The organism is Thalassospira sp. CH_XMU1448-2, assembly GCF_037027285.1.
Taxonomy (GTDB): domain Bacteria; phylum Pseudomonadota; class Alphaproteobacteria; order Rhodospirillales; family Thalassospiraceae; genus Thalassospira; species Thalassospira profundimaris_C.
This window is the reverse complement of record NZ_JAYMEA010000005.1, coordinates 209,068-229,182: the sequence shown is the minus strand read 5'-3', so window position 1 is coordinate 229,182 and position 20,115 is coordinate 209,068. Positions and strand designations below refer to the sequence as shown.

The following is a 20,115-nucleotide window of genomic DNA, read 5'->3' as shown; positions in this document are numbered from 1 at the left end:
CAGGAGCAAGTTCGTGCTGCGTAAAACAATCGCGTTGTGTTTGTTGTTGCTTGTAACCGGATGTGGGTCAATGAAACCGCAGGATTTTGCGCAAAAAGAACCCGTCTTCGATGTATTCGATTATTTCGAAGGCAGCAGCCGCGCTTGGGGAATATTTGAAGATCGATTTGGCAAATTGCGTCGTCAGTTTACCGTTGATATCACCGGGACAGTGACGGACGGTGTTCTGACTCTCCAGGAAGATTTTCTGTATGACGATGGCGAAACGGATCGTCGGGTCTGGGTGATCACCAAATTGGCGGATCACACCTATGAGGGCCGCGCAGATGACGTTATCGGTACTGCCATCGGAAGCCAGTATGGCAATGCCTTGAACTGGACATATGACATGGATCTCAAGGTTGGGGATGGTACCTGGCGGGTCAGTTTCAATGACTGGATGTTCCTGCAACCGGACGGGGTTCTGGTTAATCGTGCGCGGGTCAAGAAGTGGGGTTTGGAGATCGGCGAAGTGACTTTGTTCTTCAGAAAGCCGCAACACGTCGCGCAAGCCGCCGAATAATCCATCCAAGGACAGGCAGTTTGCCATAAAAATGCTGGCCCGAATCCCAGTAATCAATATGGGATTCCAGAAGGCTGCCATCCTGATTAAAGCTGACTTCGGTCATGCCGGTGAATTCCCACAAACCGATGACCGGGATTTTTGCGCTAAATTGCCAGCGCAGGAACCCCAGATCACCGTCAAGTGCTTCATGGGTAACCACAAAATTCGGGTGTTGGGTTTCACGGAACGTTTTGCCCAGATAGGCACACACATTATCTGGCCCGTGCAATGTGGTGAAGGGATCGGAAAACGTAAAATCCTCCGTCACCATGCTCGACAATTCATCGACCGTATCAGGCGACAGGTTTTCAAAATAGGCGCCATAGGCAGCCAGCAAATGACGTTTCCTGTTTGCGATCTCGTTCATGCCTTCACCAGTTTGCGCATCAGTTTGAAAAACAGCCCATAGGGTAGAATTCGCGTCAGTTTCAGTTGTCGGACAAAGGGCGGTGGAAAGGCAATTTCGAAATCATTGCTTTTGCACAAATCCCGATACATGAAGTTTGCCGCCTGCTCGGGTGTTAGCAAATAGGGCATCTCGAAATCATTCTTGTCTGTAAGGCGCGTTTTGACAAATCCCGGATTGATCACGCGCAGCAAAACGCCAGTACCGGTCAGTTCGGTATGAAGCGTCTCACACAGATTGATAAGTGCGGCCTTGGTCGGGCCATAGGCCGCAGCATTGGGCAATCCGCGATATCCTGCAACCGAGGCAACCACGGCAATTTCACCCGACTTGCGCACCCGCATGCGGGCCAAAAGCGGCTCCAGACAATTGACGATCCCCATATAGTTGGTGTCGATATGGCTTCGGATGGTTTCTGCGGAGAACCCCGAAACCTTCATCGGGGAATAGATCCCGGCCGCCAGAACAACCAGATCAGGCAGGCCAAATTGCTGTTCGATGGTGTTAAGGGCGGTTTTAACCGCATTCGGATCGGTAACATCAATCGAAACGGGGGTAATGCCGGGCATTTCGGTCGCCAAATCACGCAATTTGTCCGAATTTCGTGCCGAAATGATGATTTTTTGGCCGTCTGATGTCGGTTCATCATGGAATTTACGGGCCAATGCGGCACCAATCCCTGCTGATGCCCCGACAATCCAGATGGTCTTGAACGACTTGGTCATCCCTGATCCTTTCGGGCGGTCCGGGTCTGGCAATTCATGCAGCGATAGGTGATGGTTGAACCATCGCGCGCCTTGAATTGCAATCCGACCCAGCGACCCTGATGGTCGTACCAGGCATTGGTTTCAAGCTCACCGTCATAGGTAAACTCCGTTGCCTGAATCGTCCCGTTTGTTGTGCGCAGCATTTCGCTGCCATATGGTGTGATATCGACCGCGTTTGCCTTGCCCGTGATGGTATTGAGCACCGACTTCCCGGCCAGAACCCCGCAATGCCAGTGATCGGTCGGGAAAATTCCCGCCAGCATTGTTTGTATCCCGTCGGGACCATCGACAATCAGGTGGTCCTGATCTCGGGTTGCACGAACCGATGTTTTCTTGCCATCGTCATCAACGGTAACAGACAGCCTGGTCAATTGATTGCCCTGCCACATGCTTTCGGATCGATAGGCAAAGCTATAGGCGTTAAAGCCAAGGAAACTGATATCGATATTGCTTTGGGCAATGACCTGAAGTCCGTCACGGCCCTGATTGAAGGTCACACTATGGCGCCCGACTGGGGCATCATTGCGGCGGATCTGGAATTGCAGTTCAGGACCATACCGTTTTACCGGATCAAACCCGCGACAGGTATCGGGACGCTCGAACGCATCTGAAAGTGCGACATTACGCAACCGATCATTTTCCCGTGCCGCAGATGGCGTTGCTGCTGGATTTTCCGCATCTTTTTGCGTTAGCGGACTGGCCTGCGATGCAGGCAGCATGGCAAAGCCCGCAGCACAAATCAGGCTTGCCGCGAGAAGGGCGGATCGAACAGGCTTGGGAATCTGGTCCATTGTTTGGGCATTCCGGGTTGCATCGATACGGGTTGAACAACGGGTTGTATGTTCTTGTTACGAAGAATGCTGATCGCCGGATCAAACGTCATCGGCATTGCCGGGGGCCGTCCGATGGGGTAAAGCAGGGGCTTACATGAAAGGCCAAGCCATGCCCCATCCAATTGCCGAAGACCTCATCGCGCATGTCCTGCATCGCGATTCAAATGTCATCGTTTTGAACAAGCCGCCGGGACTGGCGTCGCATGGCGGGCCAAAGACCTATTTTCATGTTGATGCCTATCTGCCGGATCTGAAATTCGGCATTCAGTCTGAACCGACTTTGGCGCATCGTCTTGACCGTGATACGGCGGGCTGCCTTTTGCTGTGCCGTCATCCGAAATCGTCCAAGAAAATTACCCGCCTGTTTACCGAAAAGAAAATCGGCAAAACCTATTGGGCGATTGTGCGCGGTGCGATGGAGGACGATCACGGCTTTATTGATGCGCCGATTGGCAAGACCAATGATGAAAGCGGCTGGCAAATGGTTGTCCACGAAGACGGACAGCCCTCAAAGACCGAATACAAGGTACTGGGACGCGGCAAGGATGCCGATGGTCAGGACATTACATGGCTCGAACTCGTCCCGCATACCGGACGGACCCATCAGTTGCGTGTTCATCTTGATCATATCGGGCATCCGGTGGTCGGGGATCCGTTCTATGGGCGCGGGGATGAACCGCCGATCTTCGGCGCGCCGCCGACCCTGATGCTGTTATCGCGTCAGATCATCGTGCCGTTCCATGCTGATCGCGATCCGGTCGTGGTTGATGCCCCGCCGCCCGAATTGATGCGGGCCGGGCTTTCGGCCTGTGGTTATGACGGGGATTATGCCGCGCATGCGAGCTCAATTGATGCTCAATATACCGGCGATGATAGCGACGCTGAAGGCGGAGAGTAATGTCTCAAGCGTGATGATCGATGCCATGGCATCGGGATCGCCATTAAGCTGACGCGCAAGGATATAGGCATTCCCCGCGCACGGCATTCCGGCATAAAACACCCCCATCGCCAGAACCATGCCATCAACGCCCGCCAGATGCAGGCAGATGCCGGTAATCAGCGGCAGGATGGCAAGCTTGATGGTGGTGGCCAATGTGATGGCCCAGATGGCCTTTTTGCTCAGGATAAATCGAAGTCCCGCCCCAACCGAAAGCAGGCTTAGCGGCAGGGCCGCGGTCTTGAATAGAGCAGCGGTATTTTCGATGGGCAGCGGAACGTGAATGTTACTCACATTCAGGATCGCACCCGCACCGGCGGCAATGATGATCGGGTTTTTGACAATCCCGTTGATGATCCGGGTCAGGCTGCTTTTGCCGCCACTAAAGGCGCTTAGGACGACAACACCGAGCATGTTGGTGGCAATCACCATGACTGCAACAAAGACAATGGCAAGTGCCAGTCCCTCGGCCCCGTAAAGTGCATCGGCAACCGCAAGCAGGACATAGCTGTTATAGCGAACCGATCCCTGAAAAATGGATGTGAACAGGGGCGTGTCACGTGTGATCAACGGGCGCAGCAGCAACAAAGCTGCCGACATTCCAAGCGTCGCGGCAAGGGTGACACCCACAGCCGTTCCGGCATTGCCACTTGAAAAATCTGCCCGGTAAATCTCGACAATCAGAAGGGATGGCAACAGCAGGTAATAGGTCAGCCGGTCAATCCCCGCCCAGATGTCAGACCCCTTGATCAGATAGCGCTTTAGTGCTGCCCCAACGAGGATGGCAGCAAAAATCGGAAAGATCGCAGCGATCAGTTCATAGGCAAGTTGCATGACGGACGGGGCGCTCTGAAATGGGTGGGCAGATATCGGGGGAATATTCCCCGGCAATCCTCAAACTTTTCGATTGTTGTAATCGGCAAAGACCTGTTCGGGGGAATGATTGCGATATTGCTCGCAGATTTCCTCGAACCGGGGATTGCTGATCAGAAGGTCTGCCGTGCTTTGGTTGCACGCAATCGGAACCTCATAGAGGTTTGCCAGACGAATCAGGGCACGCACATCCACATCATGGGGGTGTGGGGTCATCGGATCGGTAAAGAAGAACATGGCCTGCAACTGCCCATGGGCAATCATCGATCCCAATTGCTGATCACCGCCAAACGGCCCGCTTTTAAGCGGATGAATATCAAAGTCCGGAAACCGTTCCTGCAACACGCGCCCGGTGGTGCCGGTGGCAAAGATACGGGTATTGGCAAAGCTCGCCTGATGCTTGGCCAGCCAGTCGGCCATTTCGCGTTTGCGACGATCATGGGCAACGACGCCGATGGATAAGGTCATTTGTGGTCTCCCGGCCTTTGGCATTGATTTATCATACTAATCCGCAATGCCGTCTGGCGTCACGCGCCAATCATCGGACAAATGTGCAAAGCTGCCCTGCCGGAATGGGACTTGGCCCATATTGTGCGGCTTGGCGATGCCCCAAAACAAAACGGCCGCCCCAAGTGAATGGGACGGCCGTTTGCAGATCAGAAAACTGATCAATTACATGTGGATCGCGCGCTTGCCGGCATCCAGTGCGGCTTCCTTGACGGTTTCGCCAAGGGCCGGATGGGCGTGGCAGGTGCGTGCGATGTCCTCGGCAGATGCGCCGTATTCCATCGCCAGAACCACTTCGGCAATCAGATCGCCAGCAGCCGGACCGACAATATGCGCGCCGACGACACGGTGCGTTTTCTGGTCTTCAAGCAGCTTGACGAAACCATCGGTGCTTTCCATTGCCTTCGCACGGCCATTGGCGGTGAAGGGGAATTTACCGACAGCGTACTCGACGCCTTCTTCCTTAAGCTGTTCTTCGGTTTTGCCAACAGAAGCAACTTCCGGCCAGGTGTAAACAACACCCGGGACCTTGCCGTAATCGACATGGCCTTCTTCACCGGCAATCATTTCTGCAAGGGCAACGCCGTCTTCTTCAGCCTTGTGGGCCAGCATCGGACCGACGATGGTATCGCCGATTGCAAAGATGCCGCCGATATTGGTCTGGAAGTATTCGTCGGTTTTGACACGACCGCGTTCGTCGAGTTCAACGCCAACTTTATCCAGGCCAAGGCCGGTGGTGTAGGGACGACGACCGATGGCAACCAGAACCACGTCGGCCTTGAGTTCCTCTGCTTCGCCGCCCTTGGACGGTTCAACAGTCAGGGTCACACCGGACTTGGTGGTTTTGGCAGAGGTAACCTTGTGACCGAGTTTGAAGTCCAGGCCCTGCTTGGCAAAGATGCGCTGGGTCTGTTTGACCAGCTCGCCATCCATGCCCGGCAGAATGCGGTCAAGGAATTCAACAACGGTGACTTCGGCACCCAGACGACGCCAGACGGAACCAAGTTCCAGACCGATGACGCCAGCACCAATGACAACCATCTTCTTCGGCACTTTCGGAAGGGTCAGCGCGCCGGTCGAAGAGACGATGTTTTTCTCGTCAATTTCAACACCCGGCAGCGGGGTGACTTCCGAACCCGTCGCAATGACGATGTTCTTGGCATTCAGGGTTTCTTCGCCGCCATCAAGAAGGGCAACCTTGACCGAGGTCGGCGAGGTAATCTCGCCGGCGCCTTTGACATAGGTAACCTTGTTCTTTTTGAACAGGAATTCGATGCCTTTGACATTGCTGTCAACGACCTTGTCCTTACGGGCCATCATCTTTTCAAGATTGACCTTCGGCTTGGAAACTTCGATGCCGTGGGTATCGAAATGTTCCGAAGCTTCTTCGAACAGGTGCGAGGAATGCAGCAGGGCCTTGGACGGAATGCAACCGACATTCAGGCAGGTACCGCCAAGTGCACCACGTTTTTCAACGCAGGCAACTTTAAGACCAAGCTGTGCGGCGCGGATGGCGCAAACATAACCGCCAGGACCGCCACCGATCACGACAACGTCGTAGTTCTCACTCATGAGTTCTTTGATCCTTTTGTCTGATCAGATGTCGAGCAGGATGCGTTCCGGGTTCTCGATGCATTCCTTGACGCGTACCAGGAAGGAAACGGCTTCACGGCCGTCAATGATACGGTGGTCATAGGACAGTGCCAGATACATCATCGGACGGATTTCGACTTTGCCGTCGATTGCGACCGGGCGCATCTGGGTTTTATGCATGCCGAGGATACCGGACTGCGGAGCGTTCAGGATCGGCGATGACAGCAGGGAACCAAACACACCACCGTTGGAGATGGTGAAGGAACCGCCGGTCATTTCGTCCATGCCGAGTTTGCCGTCACGGGCACGCTTGCCGAAATCGACAATGGTGCTTTCCAGATCGGCAAAGGTTTTTTCTTCTGCCGAACGGATGACCGGAACAACAAGACCCTGCGGGGTGCCAACGGCAACGCCGATGTCGCAGTAGTTTTTGTAGATGAAGCTGTTGCCGTCGATTTCGGCGTTAACAGCCGGCCATTCTTTCAGGGCCGTGGTGCAGGCCTTGATGAAGAAGGACATGAAGCCAAGCTTCACGCCGTGTTTCTTCTCGAAACCGTCTTTGTACTGATTACGGCAAGCCAGAAGGTTGGTCATGTCCACTTCGTTGTAAGTGGTCAGCATGGCCGCAGTGTTCTGGGCTTCTTTCAGGCGGCGCGCAATGGTCTGGCGCAGCTTGGACATTTTGACGCGCTCTTCACCGTCACGCAGTTCGCGTTCCGGCTTCGGAGCTGCCGGTGCGCTTGCGACCGGTGCAGTTGCACGCGGTGCCGGTGCGCCACCAGCAAGATAGTTCATGACGTCGCCCTTGGTCAGACGGCCATCTTTGCCGGTTGCCGGGATGGCTGCCGGGTTCAGATTGTTGTCTTCGACCAGTTTGCGAACTGCCGGCGGCAGCGGATGATCGGTATTGGCAGCAGTTGCCGCAGCCGGGGCAGCAGCAGGTGCCGGCGCAGCAGCCGGGGCTGCCTTTTCTTCCTTGGCCGGTGCGGCTTCTGCTTTTTCTTCTGCCGGAGCGGCAGCAGCAGAACCTTCTGCACCTTCGTTGATCATGGCGATCAGGGCACCAACTTCGACTTCGTCGCCTTCACCAACAACCAGTTCAGCAATCGCGCCGGCAACCGGTGCGTTGACTTCAACGGTTACTTTGTCGGTTTCAAGTTCGACAATCGGTTCATCGGCAGCAACAGCATCACCGACTTTTTTGTACCATTTTGCCACCGTGGCTTCAGATACAGACTCGCCCAGCGCGGGAACTTTAACTTCAGTCGCCATTTTTTCCTCGACCGTTTTTTCAATCAGGCAGTGTGGGTCTGCCATGATGCGAATGAATTCTAATGAACGTATCGGACGGGCGATCTCTCGCCCGTCCGGTAAAGTTATTTGACGCTTAGTGCCGCATCGACCAGTTCAGCCTGCTCACGCAGGTGGGCCTTCAGAAGACCCGTTGCCGGCGAAGCAGATGCTGCGCGACCGACATAAACCGGACGACCCGCCTTGTGCGAGATGTTCGACAGGGTGGCTTCGATACGACGATCGACGAAGAACCAGGAACCCATGTTCTCGGACTCTTCCTGACACCAGACGACATCAGCATTCGGGTATTTGGCCAGTTCCGTTGCCAGTTCTTTTTCCGGCCACGGATAAAGCTGTTCGACACGCACAAGCGCAACATCTTCGATGCCACGGTTTTCGCGTTCGGCGAGAAGATCGTAATAGACCTTGCCCGACGACAGAACGACGCGTTTGACCTTTTTGTTTTCCACCAGCTTGCCGGTTTCCTCGATCACGGGCTTGAAGGTCGTGCCTGCCGCAAATTCGGACAGGTTCGATACAGCCTGTTTGTGACGCAGAAGCGACTTCGGTGTCATCAGAATCAGCGGCTTGCGGAACGAGCGACGGATCTGACGGCGCAGGATGTGGTAATAGTTTGCCGGTGTCGTACAGTTCGCCACCTGCATGTTGTTTTCACCACAAAGCTGCAGGTAACGTTCCAGACGGGCGGAACTGTGTTCCGGACCCTGGCCTTCGTAACCATGCGGCAGAAGCATCACCAGACCCGACATACGCAGCCATTTGGCCTCGCCCGAGCTGATGAACTGGTCAATGATGACCTGTGCACCGTTGGCAAAATCACCGAACTGGGCTTCCCAGAGAACCAGCGAATGCGGTTCTGCAAGGGTGATCCCGTATTCAAAGCCCAGAACACCGGCTTCGGACAGCGGCGAGTTGAGAACTTCAAGCTCGGCCTGACCGGTACGGATGTTGTTGAGCGGGGTGTATTTTGCCTCGGAGGTCTGGTCGACCAGCTTGGCATGACGCTGCGAGAAGGTACCGCGCTGGCAATCCTGACCCGAAAGACGGACCGGGGTGCCTTCGCACATCAGGGTTCCGAACGCCAATGCCTCGGCGGTCGCCCAGTCAAGGCCCTCGCCGGTTTCGAACATCTTCGCTTTGGCCTTCAACTGACGAAGGATTTTGCGGTTGATGTCAAAGTCACTTGGCGGGGTGGACAGTGCGCGGCCGACTTCCTGCAACAGGTCATTGTCAACGCCGGTCTGACCGATCCAGTCGGCATCTTCGCCATGCGAGGATGCAAGACCAGACCATTTACCTTCAAGCCAGTCTGCCTTGTTCGGACGATAGCTTTCTGACGCCTTGAACTCTTCGTCAAGGTAATCCTGGAACGACTTGTCCAGTTCCTTGGCGCGTTCTTCGGTCAGAAGGCCTTCTTTGATCAGCTGCTGTGCATAGATGTCTTTGGTGGTCGGATGCTTACCAATCACATCATACATTATCGGCTGGGTGAAGGCCGGTTCGTCGCTTTCGTTGTGGCCAAAGCGGCGATAGCAGAACATGTCGATAACGACATCCTGTTTGAATTCCTGACGGAATTCGGTCGCGATGCGCGCGGCATGAACCACTGCTTCGGGATCGTCACCATTGACGTGCAGGATCGGAGCCTGAACGACTTTGGCAATGTCCGAGCAATAAGGCGAGGAACGGGAGTCGGTCGGTTTGGTCGTGAAACCGATCTGGTTGTTCACAACAAAGTGGATCGTACCGCCGGTACGATAGCCTTTGAGGTGCGACAGATCGAAGGTTTCTGCAACAAGACCCTGACCGGCAAAGGCCGCATCACCATGCAGGAGGATACCCATAACCTGCTCGCGATTGACGTCTTTGCGCTGGGACTGTTTTGCGCGGACCTTACCAAGGACAACGGTGTTCACAGCTTCCAGATGCGACGGGTTTGCCGTCAGCGAAAGGTGAACAACATTGCCATCAAATTCGCGGTCGGCAGAAGTGCCAAGGTGATACTTAACGTCACCCGAGCCCATCACGTCGTCCGGCTTGGACGGGTTGCCCATGAATTCCGAGAAGATCGCACGGAACGGCTTGCTCATGACGTTGGCAAGAACGTTCAGACGACCACGGTGCGGCATCCCGAAGACAACCTCGCGGATACCAAGCTGGCTGCCGCGTTTGAGGATCTGTTCGAGTGCTGGAATCAGGGCTTCGCCACCGTCAACGCCGAAACGTTTGGTGCCGACATATTTGGTATGCAGATAGTTTTCAAAGCCTTCGGCTTCGACCAGGCGCTCAAGGATGGCTTCCTTGCCGCGTGCAGTAAACTGCGTCTGGTTGCCGATGCTTTCGATCCGCTGCTGAATCCATGACTTCTGTTCAGGTTCCTGAATGTGCATGAATTCGATACCGATCGACCCGCAATAGGTTTTGCGTGCCAGCGAAACGATCTGGCGGATGGTCGCGGTTTCAAGACCCAGAACGTTCGCGATGAAAATCGGACGATCAAGATCGGCTTCGGTGAAGCCATAGGTCTTGGGATCAAGTTCCGGGTGCGGTTCACGCGGGGCAAGGCCCAGCGGATCCAGATTTGCTTCCAGATGGCCGCGCACACGGAACGAACGGATCAGCATAAGTGCGCGAATGGAATCATTGGCCGCAGCGCGAATGGCGTCGGAATTTACCGTACCAGCCGCAGGTGCTGCGAGGGCTGCCGGAGCATAGGCCACCTGGGCCGGGCGTTCGGCATGTCCCTGTGAGACGTCGTATCCCTCCATGCCGCCAACAACCTTGGTTTCCCGTGGTTGCCAGCTCGGCCCGCGCATTTCTGCGAGAAGTTCGGAGGCGTCGTCCTGCAACCCGTCAAAAAACTCTGCCCAGCTCTGGTCTACCGCAGACGGGTTCTCCAGATACCGGGCATAGATTTGAGCGATGTAGGTTGCGTTCGACTCGTTAAGAATCGTGTCGAGATCTTGAGGTTTCATTTGTGGTCGGAAGGCATGGTCCTCAAGACAGGACCACGCCCCCCCTTGCCTTTCCTCTGACTACCCAGATTAGCCCTTCAAAGCCTTCAGCATCGTCGAGCCGAGGCTTGCCGGGGAATCGGCAACAAGAACGCCAGCACTACGCATGGCTTCCATTTTCGCATCCGCGGTGCCTTTGCCGCCCGAGATGATCGCACCGGCATGGCCCATGCGTTTACCCGGAGGCGCAGTAACACCGGCGATGAAGCCGGCAACCGGTTTCTTGACTTTGGAAGCCTGCAGGAATTCACATGCTTCTTCTTCAGCCGAACCACCGATCTCACCGATCATGATGATGCCTTCGGTTTCCGGATCCTTCAGGAACAGGTCGAGGCAGTCGATGAAGTTGGTGCCGTTGACCGGGTCACCACCGATACCGATACAGGTCGACTGACCGAGGCCAGCGGCCGTGGTCTGTGCAACTGCTTCGTAGGTGAGCGTACCGGAACGCGAAACGATACCGATTTTACCGCGACGGTGAATGTGACCCGGCATGATGCCGATTTTGCATTCATCCGGGGTAATGATACCCGGGCAGTTCGGACCGATCAGGCGGGTCGAAGAACCTTCGAGCGCGCGCTTGACGCGAACCATGTCAGCAACCGGAATACCTTCGGTGATGCAGACAGCCAGTTCGACTTTGGCGTCGATGGCTTCGAGGATTGCATCTGCTGCGAAGGGCGGCGGAACATAGATAACCGAAGCATTCGCGCCGGTTACATGAACAGCTTCTTCAACGGTGTTGAAGACCGGCAGGTCAAGGTGCTTGGTGCCGCCTTTACCCGGGGTTACGCCACCAACCATCTTGGTGCCATAGGCAATTGCCTGTTCGCTGTGGAAGGTGCCCTGCGAACCGGTGAAACCTTGGCAGATAACTTTGGTGTTTTTATCAACGAGAACAGCCATAGTTACGCGGCCTCCTTCACAGCTTTGACCACCTTCTCGGCGGCATCGGCAAGGTTGTCAGCCGAAACAATCGGCAGACCCGATTCTTCGAGGATCTTCTTGCCAAGTTCGACATTGGTACCTTCGAGGCGAACGACCAGCGGAACGTTCAGGCTGACTTCGCGGGCTGCTGCCACAACGCCGTCTGCAATCACGTCACAACGCATGATGCCACCAAAGATGTTGACCAGGATGCCTTCGACATTCGGGTCAGACAGGATCAGCTTGAAGGCAGTGGTAACGCGTTCTTTGGTTGCGCCGCCACCAACGTCAAGGAAGTTGGCCGGTGCGCCACCATAAAGCTTGATGATGTCCATGGTTGCCATGGCAAGGCCTGCGCCGTTAACCATGCAGCCGATGGTGCCATCGAGCTTGATGTAGTTGAGGCTGTGTTTTGCAGCTTCAAGTTCGGCCGGGTTCTCTTCGTCTTCGTCGCGCAGGTTTTCGATGTCCGGATGACGGAACAGCGCGTTGTCGTCGAAGTTCATTTTGCAATCGAGAGCGATGATATCGCCTTCGCCGGTCACGACCAGCGGGTTGATCTCAACCATGGCTGCATCGGTGTCGAGGAAGCACTGGTACATTGCCGACATGAATTTGACAGCTTTGGAAACCTGCTTGCCTTCGAGGCCAAGGGCGAATGCCAGTTTACGGCCATGGAAGCCCGAGAAGCCAGCTGCCGGATCGATGTCAACGGTGACGATCTTTTCCGGGGTTGCTTCTGCAACTTCTTCAATATCCATACCGCCTTCGGTCGACGCCATGAAGATCACGCGCGAGCAAGCGCGGTCGACGAGAACCGAAAGATACAGTTCGCGTGCGATGTCGCAGCCTTCTTCGATATAAACGCGTTTGACTTCTTTGCCTTCCGGACCGGTCTGGTGGGTAACCAGGGTCGAACCGAGCATCTGTTCGGCGTTAACGCCAACTTCTTCGACGCTTTTGACAACGCGAACGCCGCCTTTATCGCCTGCTTTGGCTTCCTTGAAGGTGCCTTTACCGCGGCCACCTGCATGGATCTGGGACTTCACCACGTAAACCGGACCAGCCTGGGACTGGGCAGCTTCGATGGCTTCCTGAGCGGTATATGCAACTTTGCCATTCGGCACGGTCACACCGTATTTGCGAAGAATTTCTTTCGCCTGGTACTCATGAATATTCATGTTCGGTCGCTTTCTTGCCTTCCGTACGATTTCCGGTGGGTCAGAAATCGGGATTTCAATGTCCCCGTATATGCGGGAGGGACTTTGTTGCGAGGCCCGCGATCACTGAAGTTATAAAAACAACAATGATTGAAAAACGGGCCGGTCACTGACCAGCCCGCTTCGCGTTCTTAGAGCATGCCCTTGGCAGCTTCAACGAGACCGCGAACTGCGTTCACGGAATTGTCGAAGTTTGCTTTTTCGGACTCGTCAAGATTGATCTCGACGATGCGCTCAACACCGCCAGCACCCAGAACAACCGGGACGCCGACGTAAATACCATCAACGCCGTATTCACCGCTCAGATAAGCAGCAACCGGCATGACGCGTTTCTGGTCTTTCAGATAGCTTTCTGCCATCGCAACAGCCGAAGCTGCCGGGGCATAGAAAGCAGAACCGGTTTTGAGCAGGGCAACGATCTCGGCACCACCATCGCGGGTGCGCTGAACGATCTCGTCGATTTTCTCCTGCGTGGTCCAACCCATTTTGATCAGGTCAGGAACCGGGATACCGGCAACGGTCGAGTAACGGATGGACGGGACCATGGTGTCGCCGTGGCCGCCAAGAACGAATGCGGTAACGTCTTTGACCGATACTTTGAATTCTTCTGCGAGGAAGTAACGGAAACGTGCCGAGTCCAGAACGCCTGCCATGCCGACAACTTTCTTCGGGTCGAAGCCGGTTGCCTGCTGCATCACCCAGACCATCGCATCAAGCGGGTTGGTGATTACAATGACGAATGCATTCGGTGCATGTTCCTTGATGCCCTGACCAACCTGGGTCATGACTTTGGTGTTGATGCCGATGAGATCATCACGGCTCATGCCCGGTTTACGAGCAACACCTGCGGTGACGATGACGACATCAGCGCCTGCGATGTCTTTATAGTCACTGGTACCCTTGAGGTCGGCATCAAACATGTCGACGGGGGAGGATTCAGCAATGTCAAGCGACTTGCCCTGTGGCATGCCATCAACGATGTCGAAAAGGACGACGTCGCCAAGCTCTTTCAGGCCGACGAGGTGAGCAAGCGTACCACCAATATTGCCAGCACCGACGAGCGCGATCTTGTTGCGGGCCATTCCGTTACCTTCTTCCCTATTACGCTTCCTGGGGGTCGAAACTCAACTTGGGAGCGCGATTGAAAATTTAAACCTGCGAACGCGAAATAATCGTTCGTAAACATCGAGTGTCGTAAACTGAATCGCTCCGATTTACAAGGGGAAACCCCGCTGTTTTTACGAGGAAAACCGCCGGTTCGCGGTTTATTGCAACTATGGTCTAAACGCTTAAAAACCGTTCATGTTGCGATTGCGAACGCGCATGAATGCGCAGCAAAACCAAAGCCTGTTTGCGATTGCGGGCTGCCTAAAGGAAAGGCAGTCTGGGCGTTTGCTGCGAATTCGGGCGTGCGATCATGATTATGCCACCCCAGCATTGCATGAAACTGCCATCAGCCATGCGATGCACACGTATTCGAAAAAACGCTAATACGACGAATTTTGCGTGATTTTGCGTTTGTGACATGCCTCACGCAAGAATCGCCTGATGAAGTGCGACCATGCGGCGAATTATTGCGACGGTTTTAAACTCTGGTGGGTGGAGTCGTTTTTGACATGGCGCAATGACAGGATACAGACCGGCTGCTAGACAGCTAGAATCAGGTCAAATGCGCCATATCGAGATATTCCTGACTGCGCATTTCGGTCAGTCGTGACACGGTGCGCTGGAATTCGAATGAATAATCCCCGTCAGTGTAAATCTCTTTCGGGTCACATTCGATGGCACAGATCAGTTTGGCCTTATGTTCATACATGGCATCGACCAGCGTGCCGAAACGCTTGGCCCAGTCGCGACGCGAGTCCGGCAGCTTCGGAATGAAATCGATCACGATCGTATGGAAATGGGTGGCAAGGGCAATGTAGTCCCCCGGACCCAGCGGGCGGGTGCATAATTCATCAAAAGTGAATTTGGCAACACCGGCACCGGCTGCGGAAATTTCGATCTTGCGGCCCTTGATGGTCAGGCTGTCGGGGGCGACCCGCGCCCCATGCGTCAGGGTCGCAAACATTTCGTCAATTTTTCTAGCGGCCTCATCGCGCGCCACAGGATAAACAAACACGTCTGCTGCCGTCAGATTGCGCATGCGGTAATCGGTCGGGCTGGCCAGTTCAAGGACGTCGAGCTTGCGCTTGATCATGTCAATGAAGGGCAGGAAGTTCTGGCGTTGCAGACCATCCTTGTAAAGATCATCGGGCACACGGTTCGATGTGGTGACAATGACCACGCCGTGTTCAAACAGTTGCTCGAACAGGCGGCCGAGAATCATTGCATCGGTGATATCGGTGACCTGCATTTCGTCAAAGCACAGCAACCAGGCACCATCGGCCAGGTCCCTGGCGATGGGCGGGATCGGGTCGGCATCATCCTTTTTTTTGGTCTGGCGATACCGGTGCATGCGTTCATGCACATCCTGCATGAAGTCGTGGAAATGCACCCGGCGCTTTTTTTCAATGTCGATGGTTTCATAGAACAAATCCATCAGCATGGATTTGCCACGGCCCACTTCGCCGTAAATATAAAGCCCAAGCGGCGGGGTCGGTTCATCGCGACGGCGCGTCAGACCAAACCGTTCACGCCAGCCACCCGTTCCGGTTGCCGGTTCATAATGCGACAATGCGTTTTTCAGACTTTGCAGCTTTTCAGCGCAGAGTTCCTGCATCGGATCATGAGACAGCTCACCATTGGTGATTTTCGCGCGATAACGGGAAAGCGGGCCGTCGGTCATCAACAAATCTCGGATGCAGTGAAAGGAATCTTCAGAACGGGAACTGTCATAGCGCCAAGACGCATTGCAATGCAACAAGGGGCTTTGCATTTCAGCCCCCTGGATTGCGCAGACTTTGACAAAAGGGTTGTCAGATCAGGCGCATTTTCCTGAACAGCCAGATCTCGAACGCCGTAAAGGCAGCGAGCAGAACCACCACCCCGATAAAGCCAAACGGACTGTCTGCGGCGGGAATGCCGCCGACATTGATCCCGAGAAGCCCGGTCACGAAACTGATCGGAAGAAACAGTCCGGCGATCACGGTCAGCCAGTACATGGTGCGGTTCATCTGTTCGGTTTCGATCGCCATCAGGTTTTCATTGACGATCTGAAGACGTTCGCGAAGGGAATCAAATTCCTCGACCAGTCGCACAGTTTTATCGGTAAGCGCGCGGGCGCGCCGCTTGAACCGTTTGTCCGACCATGCCGGTTTCTGTTCGACATAGTTTGAAAGTGCATCGCGCTGCGGCGCCATATGCCGACGCAAACGCGATACCGTGTTGCGGATATCCGATCCGCGACGGCGCAGCGGAAGCGTTTTGCCCTCGGCTACGGTTTCCTGATCATCCTCGACGGCATCGACATCTTCCTCGATGCCGCGCACAAGATTCTCAAGCCGGAAAACCAGCCGTTCGGCAACGGTCAGAACGAAGTCATCAATGCTGCGCGGTGCGTTGTTTTCCGCAATTGCCGCCCGGATATCATCAAAGGCCTTAAGGGACTGGTTGCGCAGTGTTATCACCATGTTTGCCGTCACCCAGAAACGTACCGAAATCATATCGGCCGGATCATTTTCGGCATTCAGGTTCACCCCGCGCAGGTTCAGCGAATATCCCGGATCATAGAAGAATACCGCCGGGCGCGTCCCGCGGGTGGCCAGCGTATCGGCAATGGTGGGATCAATTCCGACAATATTAATCAGCCAGTCACGCACCCCGTCGCCCATCCAGTCAAGATGCACCCACAAATAGGCATTCTCGTCCGGGGTCGGCAGGCTGTCTTGCAGGTTTGCCCATTCTACCGGTTTGGCAGTGCCAGTGTGGCTGATCTCAAATGCGTTGATCAGGGCCGGTTTGCTCATTGGGGGCTCCTTGATTGTCTTGCCTGACATCGTCCGGGCAAACAGCTGATGACGTTTTCATCAATCCATGGGAACGAAACGTTAGATGATTCGTTACAGTCTTCAGTGTAACCTGTTTACAAATCGCGAAAAACGTTCAAATACCGGTCTTTGGATATCATTATGGATCATCAGGCATGACTTCACTTCGTCGCGTGTTCGCAGGTTTTGTTATCTGTTTGTTTGCGATAATGGCGGCACAGAATGTGACGGCGCAAAGCAACGATAACGGGCCGGATGCCGTTCAGAAAATCGAACTGGAAAATGCCCAGAACCGCATATCGGAATGGGACGGGGCCCTTGATGACCTTGAACAGACCATCACCAGGGACGAAGTCACCAATCGCTTTATCAATGACGGGCGTGATGAACTTGAAGCAATCCATCTTGGCATCGTGACCCTTCGGGACCGTGCCGATGAACGCCTGAAACGTTTCAAGACGGCCCTTGGCAAACTGGGTGATCCCCCGGCCGAGGGACAGGAAGAAGTCCCGGCTGTGGCGCGTGAACGTGAACGCATCGGTCAGGATATCGCGCGCGTGACCGGCGTGATCAAGCAACTGGAACTTGTTGATTTCCGTGCGACAGAGCTTTCTGACCAACTGGCCGGACTGGCGCGCGAACGCTTTACAAGACGCATTCTCGGGCGTGTTGATGTGCCGCTTGATCCGGGGGTCTGGCTGACGGCGTGGAGTGAAATTGTGCGCCTGCCCAGTATGGTTCAGGCCCGATATGCCAATCTTGAGGTCGACGGACAGGCTGCTGACGAGCTGGCCGAAATTGCGCCGGGTCTCGTTCTTATGACCGTGATCGTGATTGCTGCGCTGATTGGTGGCGAAGTCATTGTCTTGCGCTATATGCCCGGTGGCTGGAAAACCGTGCCACAGGAAGACCGGGTGGCGTTGATTTCGGGAACCCGTTTTCTGTTTACGGCGATGGTGCCCGGTATTGCCCTTTTGATCGCGTACGGCATTCTTGATTCCCGTCAGGCCCTGTTAAAGGGGGCGATGGGTGACTTCATCCATCAATGTTTTGCAGCGGCCCTTTTCCTGTTGTTCGTCGGGGCAGCGATCCGCAGTGTTCATTCCCCGTTTTCACCCGCACTGCGCCGCGCGGGCACAACGCCGCGCGGGGCGCGAATTGTCGGGATTTCTTCGCTTGTCGTTGCGGTGATCTTTGCCTGGGACATGGTGTTGCTCCAGGGGGCGACCACCCTTGGAACGTCACTTGAAATCGCCCTTGTGCAGAGCATCTCGAATGTTCTGGTGATCTCGGTCCTGCTGTTCATCTCGTCACTTGGGGCGTTCTGGGTCCATGACGAGAAGGATCGTCATGAATTCTGGCCCAAGCTGGAGCGTCGCAGCCGCCGGGTTCTTAAGGCCGTCGCGATCCTGATGCCGGTTCTGATGGTGCTGGGATATGTCGCGCTGGCGCGGTTCATTCTTGAAAACCTGATGATGGGGCTGGCATTTCTGACCTGTTACTGGCTGCTGCGCGGTTATTTCCGGGCCTTGATGCATACCTATCTGGTGCGTCCGGAACCCAGTGACGACAGCAAAACCACAGATGCGGTACATGGCACGCTGTATTTCTGGCTCCGGGTTCTGATCGATGTGGTGATGGTGACGATTGCCGTGCCCGTCGCGGTGATGATCTTTACCGACATTGCCTGGACGGATCTGATCCTTGCGGTTCAGCAGGCCTTTGTCGGCATTCAGGTTGGCGGCATTCATTTCTCGCTGCGCTCGATCCTGCTTGCGGCTTTGATGTTTGTGATCGTGCTGGGCCTGATGCGGTTTTTCCAGCGGATGCTCAGCACCCGTGTCCTGCCTAACACCAAGCTTGATCAGGGATTGCAGCATTCTGTTTCGGCGATCTTTGGCTATGCAGGGATCTGTCTTGCCGTGCTTCTGGCCATTTCGGCGGCCGGGATGGACTTGTCCAACCTTGCGATCATCGCCGGTGCGATTTCGGTTGGTATCGGTTTTGGCATGCAAAGTATCGTCAATAACTTCGTATCGGGTCTGATCCTTTTGGTGGAACGTCCGATCAAGGTTGGTGACTGGATTGTGGTCGGCGCCGATCAGGGTTTGGTCAAGGACATCCGCGTGCGCGCAACCGAAATCGAAACCTTTGACCGTTCATCCATCGTCATTCCGAACTCGGAGCTGATTTCCAACCGGGTGCTGAACTGGACGCTCAAGGAACGGTCGGGCCGCGGGATTATCCGGATCGGGGTATCTTATGGGGCCGATGTCGACAAGGTTCGCGAAATCCTACTCGAAATGGCCGACAAGCGTCGCGAAATTCTGAGTTATCCTGCCCCGCAGGTTATCTTTATGGATTTCGGTGCCAGTTCGCTTGATTTTGAACTGCGCTATTTCCTGCGCGATATTGGCGATGTGATTGCAGTGGCAAGCTCGATCCGCTTTGAGCTTGTGCAGCGCTTCCGCGATGAGGGCATCGAAATTCCGTTCCCGCAGCGTGATCTTAATCTGCGCGATATTGACAAGCTGACGGATGCCATTCGCGATGCGGGTAAAGGGGCGGTGCGATCCAAACCGGTGCCAGCGCCCTCGGTCCCTGACGAAACACCGACCTCGGATGACGAGATCGAGCATGGCGCGGACCAAAAGGCGGCACCGCCATCATCGGCCAAGGACATTTCGCGTGATCGCGATGCGTCCGGGCGTGACATTCCTGATGCTGGTGGTGATCCGGACGGGGATGCACCGCGCTAGGCGTGTAATATCTAGATATCAAAAAGTGCAGCTGTGATCTTTTGGCCCATCGGGGCCATCAGATCGCGCTCGCGCTGGGTCAGCCAGCGCAGCTCGGCGATTTCGCGTGCCGGGGCAAGGGTGCCATGATAATCGGCACTAAAACAGGTCATGCGGACAATCGCTCCGTCAGGCTGATTGTGCCCACGTCCGCTAAAGGTGCCAATCTCGCGGATGCTGTCGTCAATCAGTGTGACACCAAGTTCCTCGGCAACTTCGCGGATGATGGCCTCACGGGCGGTTTCGCCCGGATCAATCTTGCCACCGGGCAGATAAAACCGGTCACGACCATGACTGCGCACCGACAGGATTTTGTCGCCATCGCGCAAAATCCAGTTGGCGGTTTCAATGACCTTGAGGGTCGGGATGTCTGTATCGCGATCTTCCATTTGG

General features: G+C 55.1%; 17 protein-coding genes. 3 read left to right on the top strand and 14 right to left on the bottom strand.

Features of this window, described 5'->3' with window-relative positions; genetic code table 11:
* Window positions 1–70: 70 nt before the first annotated feature.
* Window positions 71–562, top strand: a complete 492-nt coding sequence (locus WA318_RS17640; protein ID WP_258548616.1) for a DUF3833 domain-containing protein — start codon at window positions 71–73, stop codon at window positions 560–562.
* On the opposite strand, the gene WA318_RS17635 is transcribed toward WA318_RS17640, so the two are convergent.
* Genes WA318_RS17635 through WA318_RS17625 form a run of 3 tightly spaced genes read right to left on the bottom strand, consistent with a single transcriptional unit; the run spans window position 525 to window position 2,568 of the window.
* Window positions 525–971: a nuclear transport factor 2 family protein gene (locus WA318_RS17635; RefSeq protein WP_336083234.1), complete on the bottom strand. Its 447-nt coding sequence runs from the start codon at window positions 969–971 to the stop codon at window positions 525–527. The genes WA318_RS17640 and WA318_RS17635 overlap by 38 nt on opposite strands.
* Complete coding sequence (locus WA318_RS17630) at window positions 968–1,735, bottom strand: SDR family NAD(P)-dependent oxidoreductase (RefSeq protein WP_336083232.1); 768 nt, start codon at window positions 1,733–1,735, stop codon at window positions 968–970. Before WA318_RS17630 ends, WA318_RS17635 begins: the two co-directional genes overlap by 4 nt.
* Window positions 1,732–2,568 carry a DUF6134 family protein gene (locus WA318_RS17625; protein ID WP_336083230.1) on the bottom strand — a complete coding sequence of 279 codons (837 nt, stop codon included), beginning with the start codon at window positions 2,566–2,568 and terminating at the stop codon, window positions 1,732–1,734. Before WA318_RS17625 ends, WA318_RS17630 begins: the two co-directional genes overlap by 4 nt.
* 136 nt (window positions 2,569–2,704) lie before the next feature.
* Between WA318_RS17625 and WA318_RS17620 the strand changes: the two genes are divergently transcribed.
* Complete coding sequence (locus WA318_RS17620; protein ID WP_114096999.1) at window positions 2,705–3,508, top strand: RluA family pseudouridine synthase; 804 nt, start codon at window positions 2,705–2,707, stop codon at window positions 3,506–3,508.
* Here WA318_RS17620 and WA318_RS17615 read toward each other — a convergent pair.
* From WA318_RS17615 to WA318_RS17570, 10 genes are all read right to left on the bottom strand, one after another.
* A complete protein-coding gene (locus tag WA318_RS17615; RefSeq protein ID WP_336083225.1) occupies window positions 3,455–4,381 on the bottom strand; it encodes an AEC family transporter in 927 nt (308 codons plus the stop codon). The two genes, WA318_RS17620 and WA318_RS17615, sit on opposite strands and share 54 nt — an antisense overlap.
* Before the next feature lie 60 nt (window positions 4,382–4,441).
* A complete protein-coding gene (locus WA318_RS17610) occupies window positions 4,442–4,888 on the bottom strand; it encodes a methylglyoxal synthase (protein ID WP_114097001.1) in 447 nt (148 codons plus the stop codon).
* Window positions 4,889–5,092: 204 nt separating this feature from the next.
* Window positions 5,093–6,499 (bottom strand): dihydrolipoyl dehydrogenase, encoded by a 1,407-nt coding sequence (gene lpdA, locus WA318_RS17605; RefSeq protein ID WP_336083222.1) that lies wholly within the window; start codon window positions 6,497–6,499, stop codon window positions 5,093–5,095.
* Window positions 6,500–6,523: 24 nt separating this feature from the next.
* Complete coding sequence (gene odhB / locus WA318_RS17600) at window positions 6,524–7,792, bottom strand: 2-oxoglutarate dehydrogenase complex dihydrolipoyllysine-residue succinyltransferase (protein WP_336083334.1); 1,269 nt, start codon at window positions 7,790–7,792, stop codon at window positions 6,524–6,526.
* Between the two features lie 104 nt (window positions 7,793–7,896).
* Window positions 7,897–10,809 carry a 2-oxoglutarate dehydrogenase E1 component gene (locus WA318_RS17595; protein ID WP_114097003.1) on the bottom strand — a complete coding sequence of 971 codons (2,913 nt, stop codon included), beginning with the start codon at window positions 10,807–10,809 and terminating at the stop codon, window positions 7,897–7,899.
* 69 nt (window positions 10,810–10,878) lie between these two features.
* On the bottom strand, window positions 10,879–11,754 hold the full coding sequence (gene sucD, locus WA318_RS17590) for a succinate--CoA ligase subunit alpha (RefSeq protein WP_336083220.1): 876 nt from the start codon (window positions 11,752–11,754) through the stop codon (window positions 10,879–10,881).
* 2 nt (window positions 11,755–11,756) lie between these two features.
* Complete coding sequence (gene sucC / locus WA318_RS17585) at window positions 11,757–12,986, bottom strand: ADP-forming succinate--CoA ligase subunit beta (RefSeq protein ID WP_258548629.1); 1,230 nt, start codon at window positions 12,984–12,986, stop codon at window positions 11,757–11,759.
* A 140-nt stretch (window positions 12,987–13,126) separates the two neighbouring features.
* On the bottom strand, window positions 13,127–14,077 hold the full coding sequence (gene mdh, locus WA318_RS17580; protein ID WP_114097006.1) for a malate dehydrogenase: 951 nt from the start codon (window positions 14,075–14,077) through the stop codon (window positions 13,127–13,129).
* A gap of 578 nt (window positions 14,078–14,655) precedes the next feature.
* Window positions 14,656–15,783 carry a cell division protein ZapE gene (zapE, locus tag WA318_RS17575; RefSeq protein ID WP_336083217.1) on the bottom strand — a complete coding sequence of 376 codons (1,128 nt, stop codon included), beginning with the start codon at window positions 15,781–15,783 and terminating at the stop codon, window positions 14,656–14,658.
* A gap of 130 nt (window positions 15,784–15,913) precedes the next feature.
* The gene (locus WA318_RS17570) at window positions 15,914–16,903 is read right to left on the bottom strand and encodes a CorA family divalent cation transporter (protein WP_336083214.1); all 990 of its coding nucleotides are present in this window, start codon (window positions 16,901–16,903) and stop codon (window positions 15,914–15,916) included.
* 176 nt (window positions 16,904–17,079) lie between these two features.
* On the opposite strand from WA318_RS17570, the gene WA318_RS17565 reads away from it, so the two are divergent.
* Complete coding sequence (locus tag WA318_RS17565; RefSeq protein ID WP_336083209.1) at window positions 17,080–19,683, top strand: mechanosensitive ion channel family protein; 2,604 nt, start codon at window positions 17,080–17,082, stop codon at window positions 19,681–19,683.
* Between the two features lie 11 nt (window positions 19,684–19,694).
* On the opposite strand, the gene WA318_RS17560 is transcribed toward WA318_RS17565, so the two are convergent.
* On the bottom strand, window positions 19,695–20,111 hold the full coding sequence (locus WA318_RS17560; RefSeq protein ID WP_336083206.1) for an NUDIX hydrolase: 417 nt from the start codon (window positions 20,109–20,111) through the stop codon (window positions 19,695–19,697).
* Between the last annotated feature and the right edge of the window lie 4 nt (window positions 20,112–20,115).

Excerpts from the sequence above, each read along its gene's own strand:
- WA318_RS17640 (WP_258548616.1), top strand. The coding sequence starts at position 71 with ATGAAACCGCAGGATTTTGCGCAAAAAGAACCCGTCTTCGATGTATTC.
- WA318_RS17635 (WP_336083234.1), bottom strand. The coding sequence starts at position 971 with ATGAACGAGATCGCAAACAGGAAACGTCATTTGCTGGCTGCCTATGGC.
- WA318_RS17630 (WP_336083232.1), bottom strand. The coding sequence starts at position 1,735 with ATGACCAAGTCGTTCAAGACCATCTGGATTGTCGGGGCATCAGCAGGG.
- WA318_RS17625 (WP_336083230.1), bottom strand. The coding sequence starts at position 2,568 with ATGGACCAGATTCCCAAGCCTGTTCGATCCGCCCTTCTCGCGGCAAGC.
- WA318_RS17620 (WP_114096999.1), top strand. The coding sequence starts at position 2,705 with ATGAAAGGCCAAGCCATGCCCCATCCAATTGCCGAAGACCTCATCGCG.
- WA318_RS17615 (WP_336083225.1), bottom strand. The coding sequence starts at position 4,381 with ATGCAACTTGCCTATGAACTGATCGCTGCGATCTTTCCGATTTTTGCT.
- WA318_RS17610 (WP_114097001.1), bottom strand. The coding sequence starts at position 4,888 with ATGACCTTATCCATCGGCGTCGTTGCCCATGATCGTCGCAAACGCGAA.
- lpdA (WP_336083222.1), bottom strand. The coding sequence starts at position 6,499 with ATGAGTGAGAACTACGACGTTGTCGTGATCGGTGGCGGTCCTGGCGGT.
- odhB (WP_336083334.1), bottom strand. The coding sequence starts at position 7,792 with ATGGCGACTGAAGTTAAAGTTCCCGCGCTGGGCGAGTCTGTATCTGAA.
- WA318_RS17595 (WP_114097003.1), bottom strand. The coding sequence starts at position 10,809 with ATGAAACCTCAAGATCTCGACACGATTCTTAACGAGTCGAACGCAACC.
- sucD (WP_336083220.1), bottom strand. The coding sequence starts at position 11,754 with ATGGCTGTTCTCGTTGATAAAAACACCAAAGTTATCTGCCAAGGTTTC.
- mdh (WP_114097006.1), bottom strand. The coding sequence starts at position 14,077 with ATGGCCCGCAACAAGATCGCGCTCGTCGGTGCTGGCAATATTGGTGGT.
- zapE (WP_336083217.1), bottom strand. The coding sequence starts at position 15,783 with ATGACCGACGGCCCGCTTTCCCGTTATCGCGCGAAAATCACCAATGGT.
- WA318_RS17570 (WP_336083214.1), bottom strand. The coding sequence starts at position 16,903 with ATGAGCAAACCGGCCCTGATCAACGCATTTGAGATCAGCCACACTGGC.
- WA318_RS17565 (WP_336083209.1), top strand. The coding sequence starts at position 17,080 with ATGACTTCACTTCGTCGCGTGTTCGCAGGTTTTGTTATCTGTTTGTTT.
- WA318_RS17560 (WP_336083206.1), bottom strand. The coding sequence starts at position 20,111 with ATGGAAGATCGCGATACAGACATCCCGACCCTCAAGGTCATTGAAACC.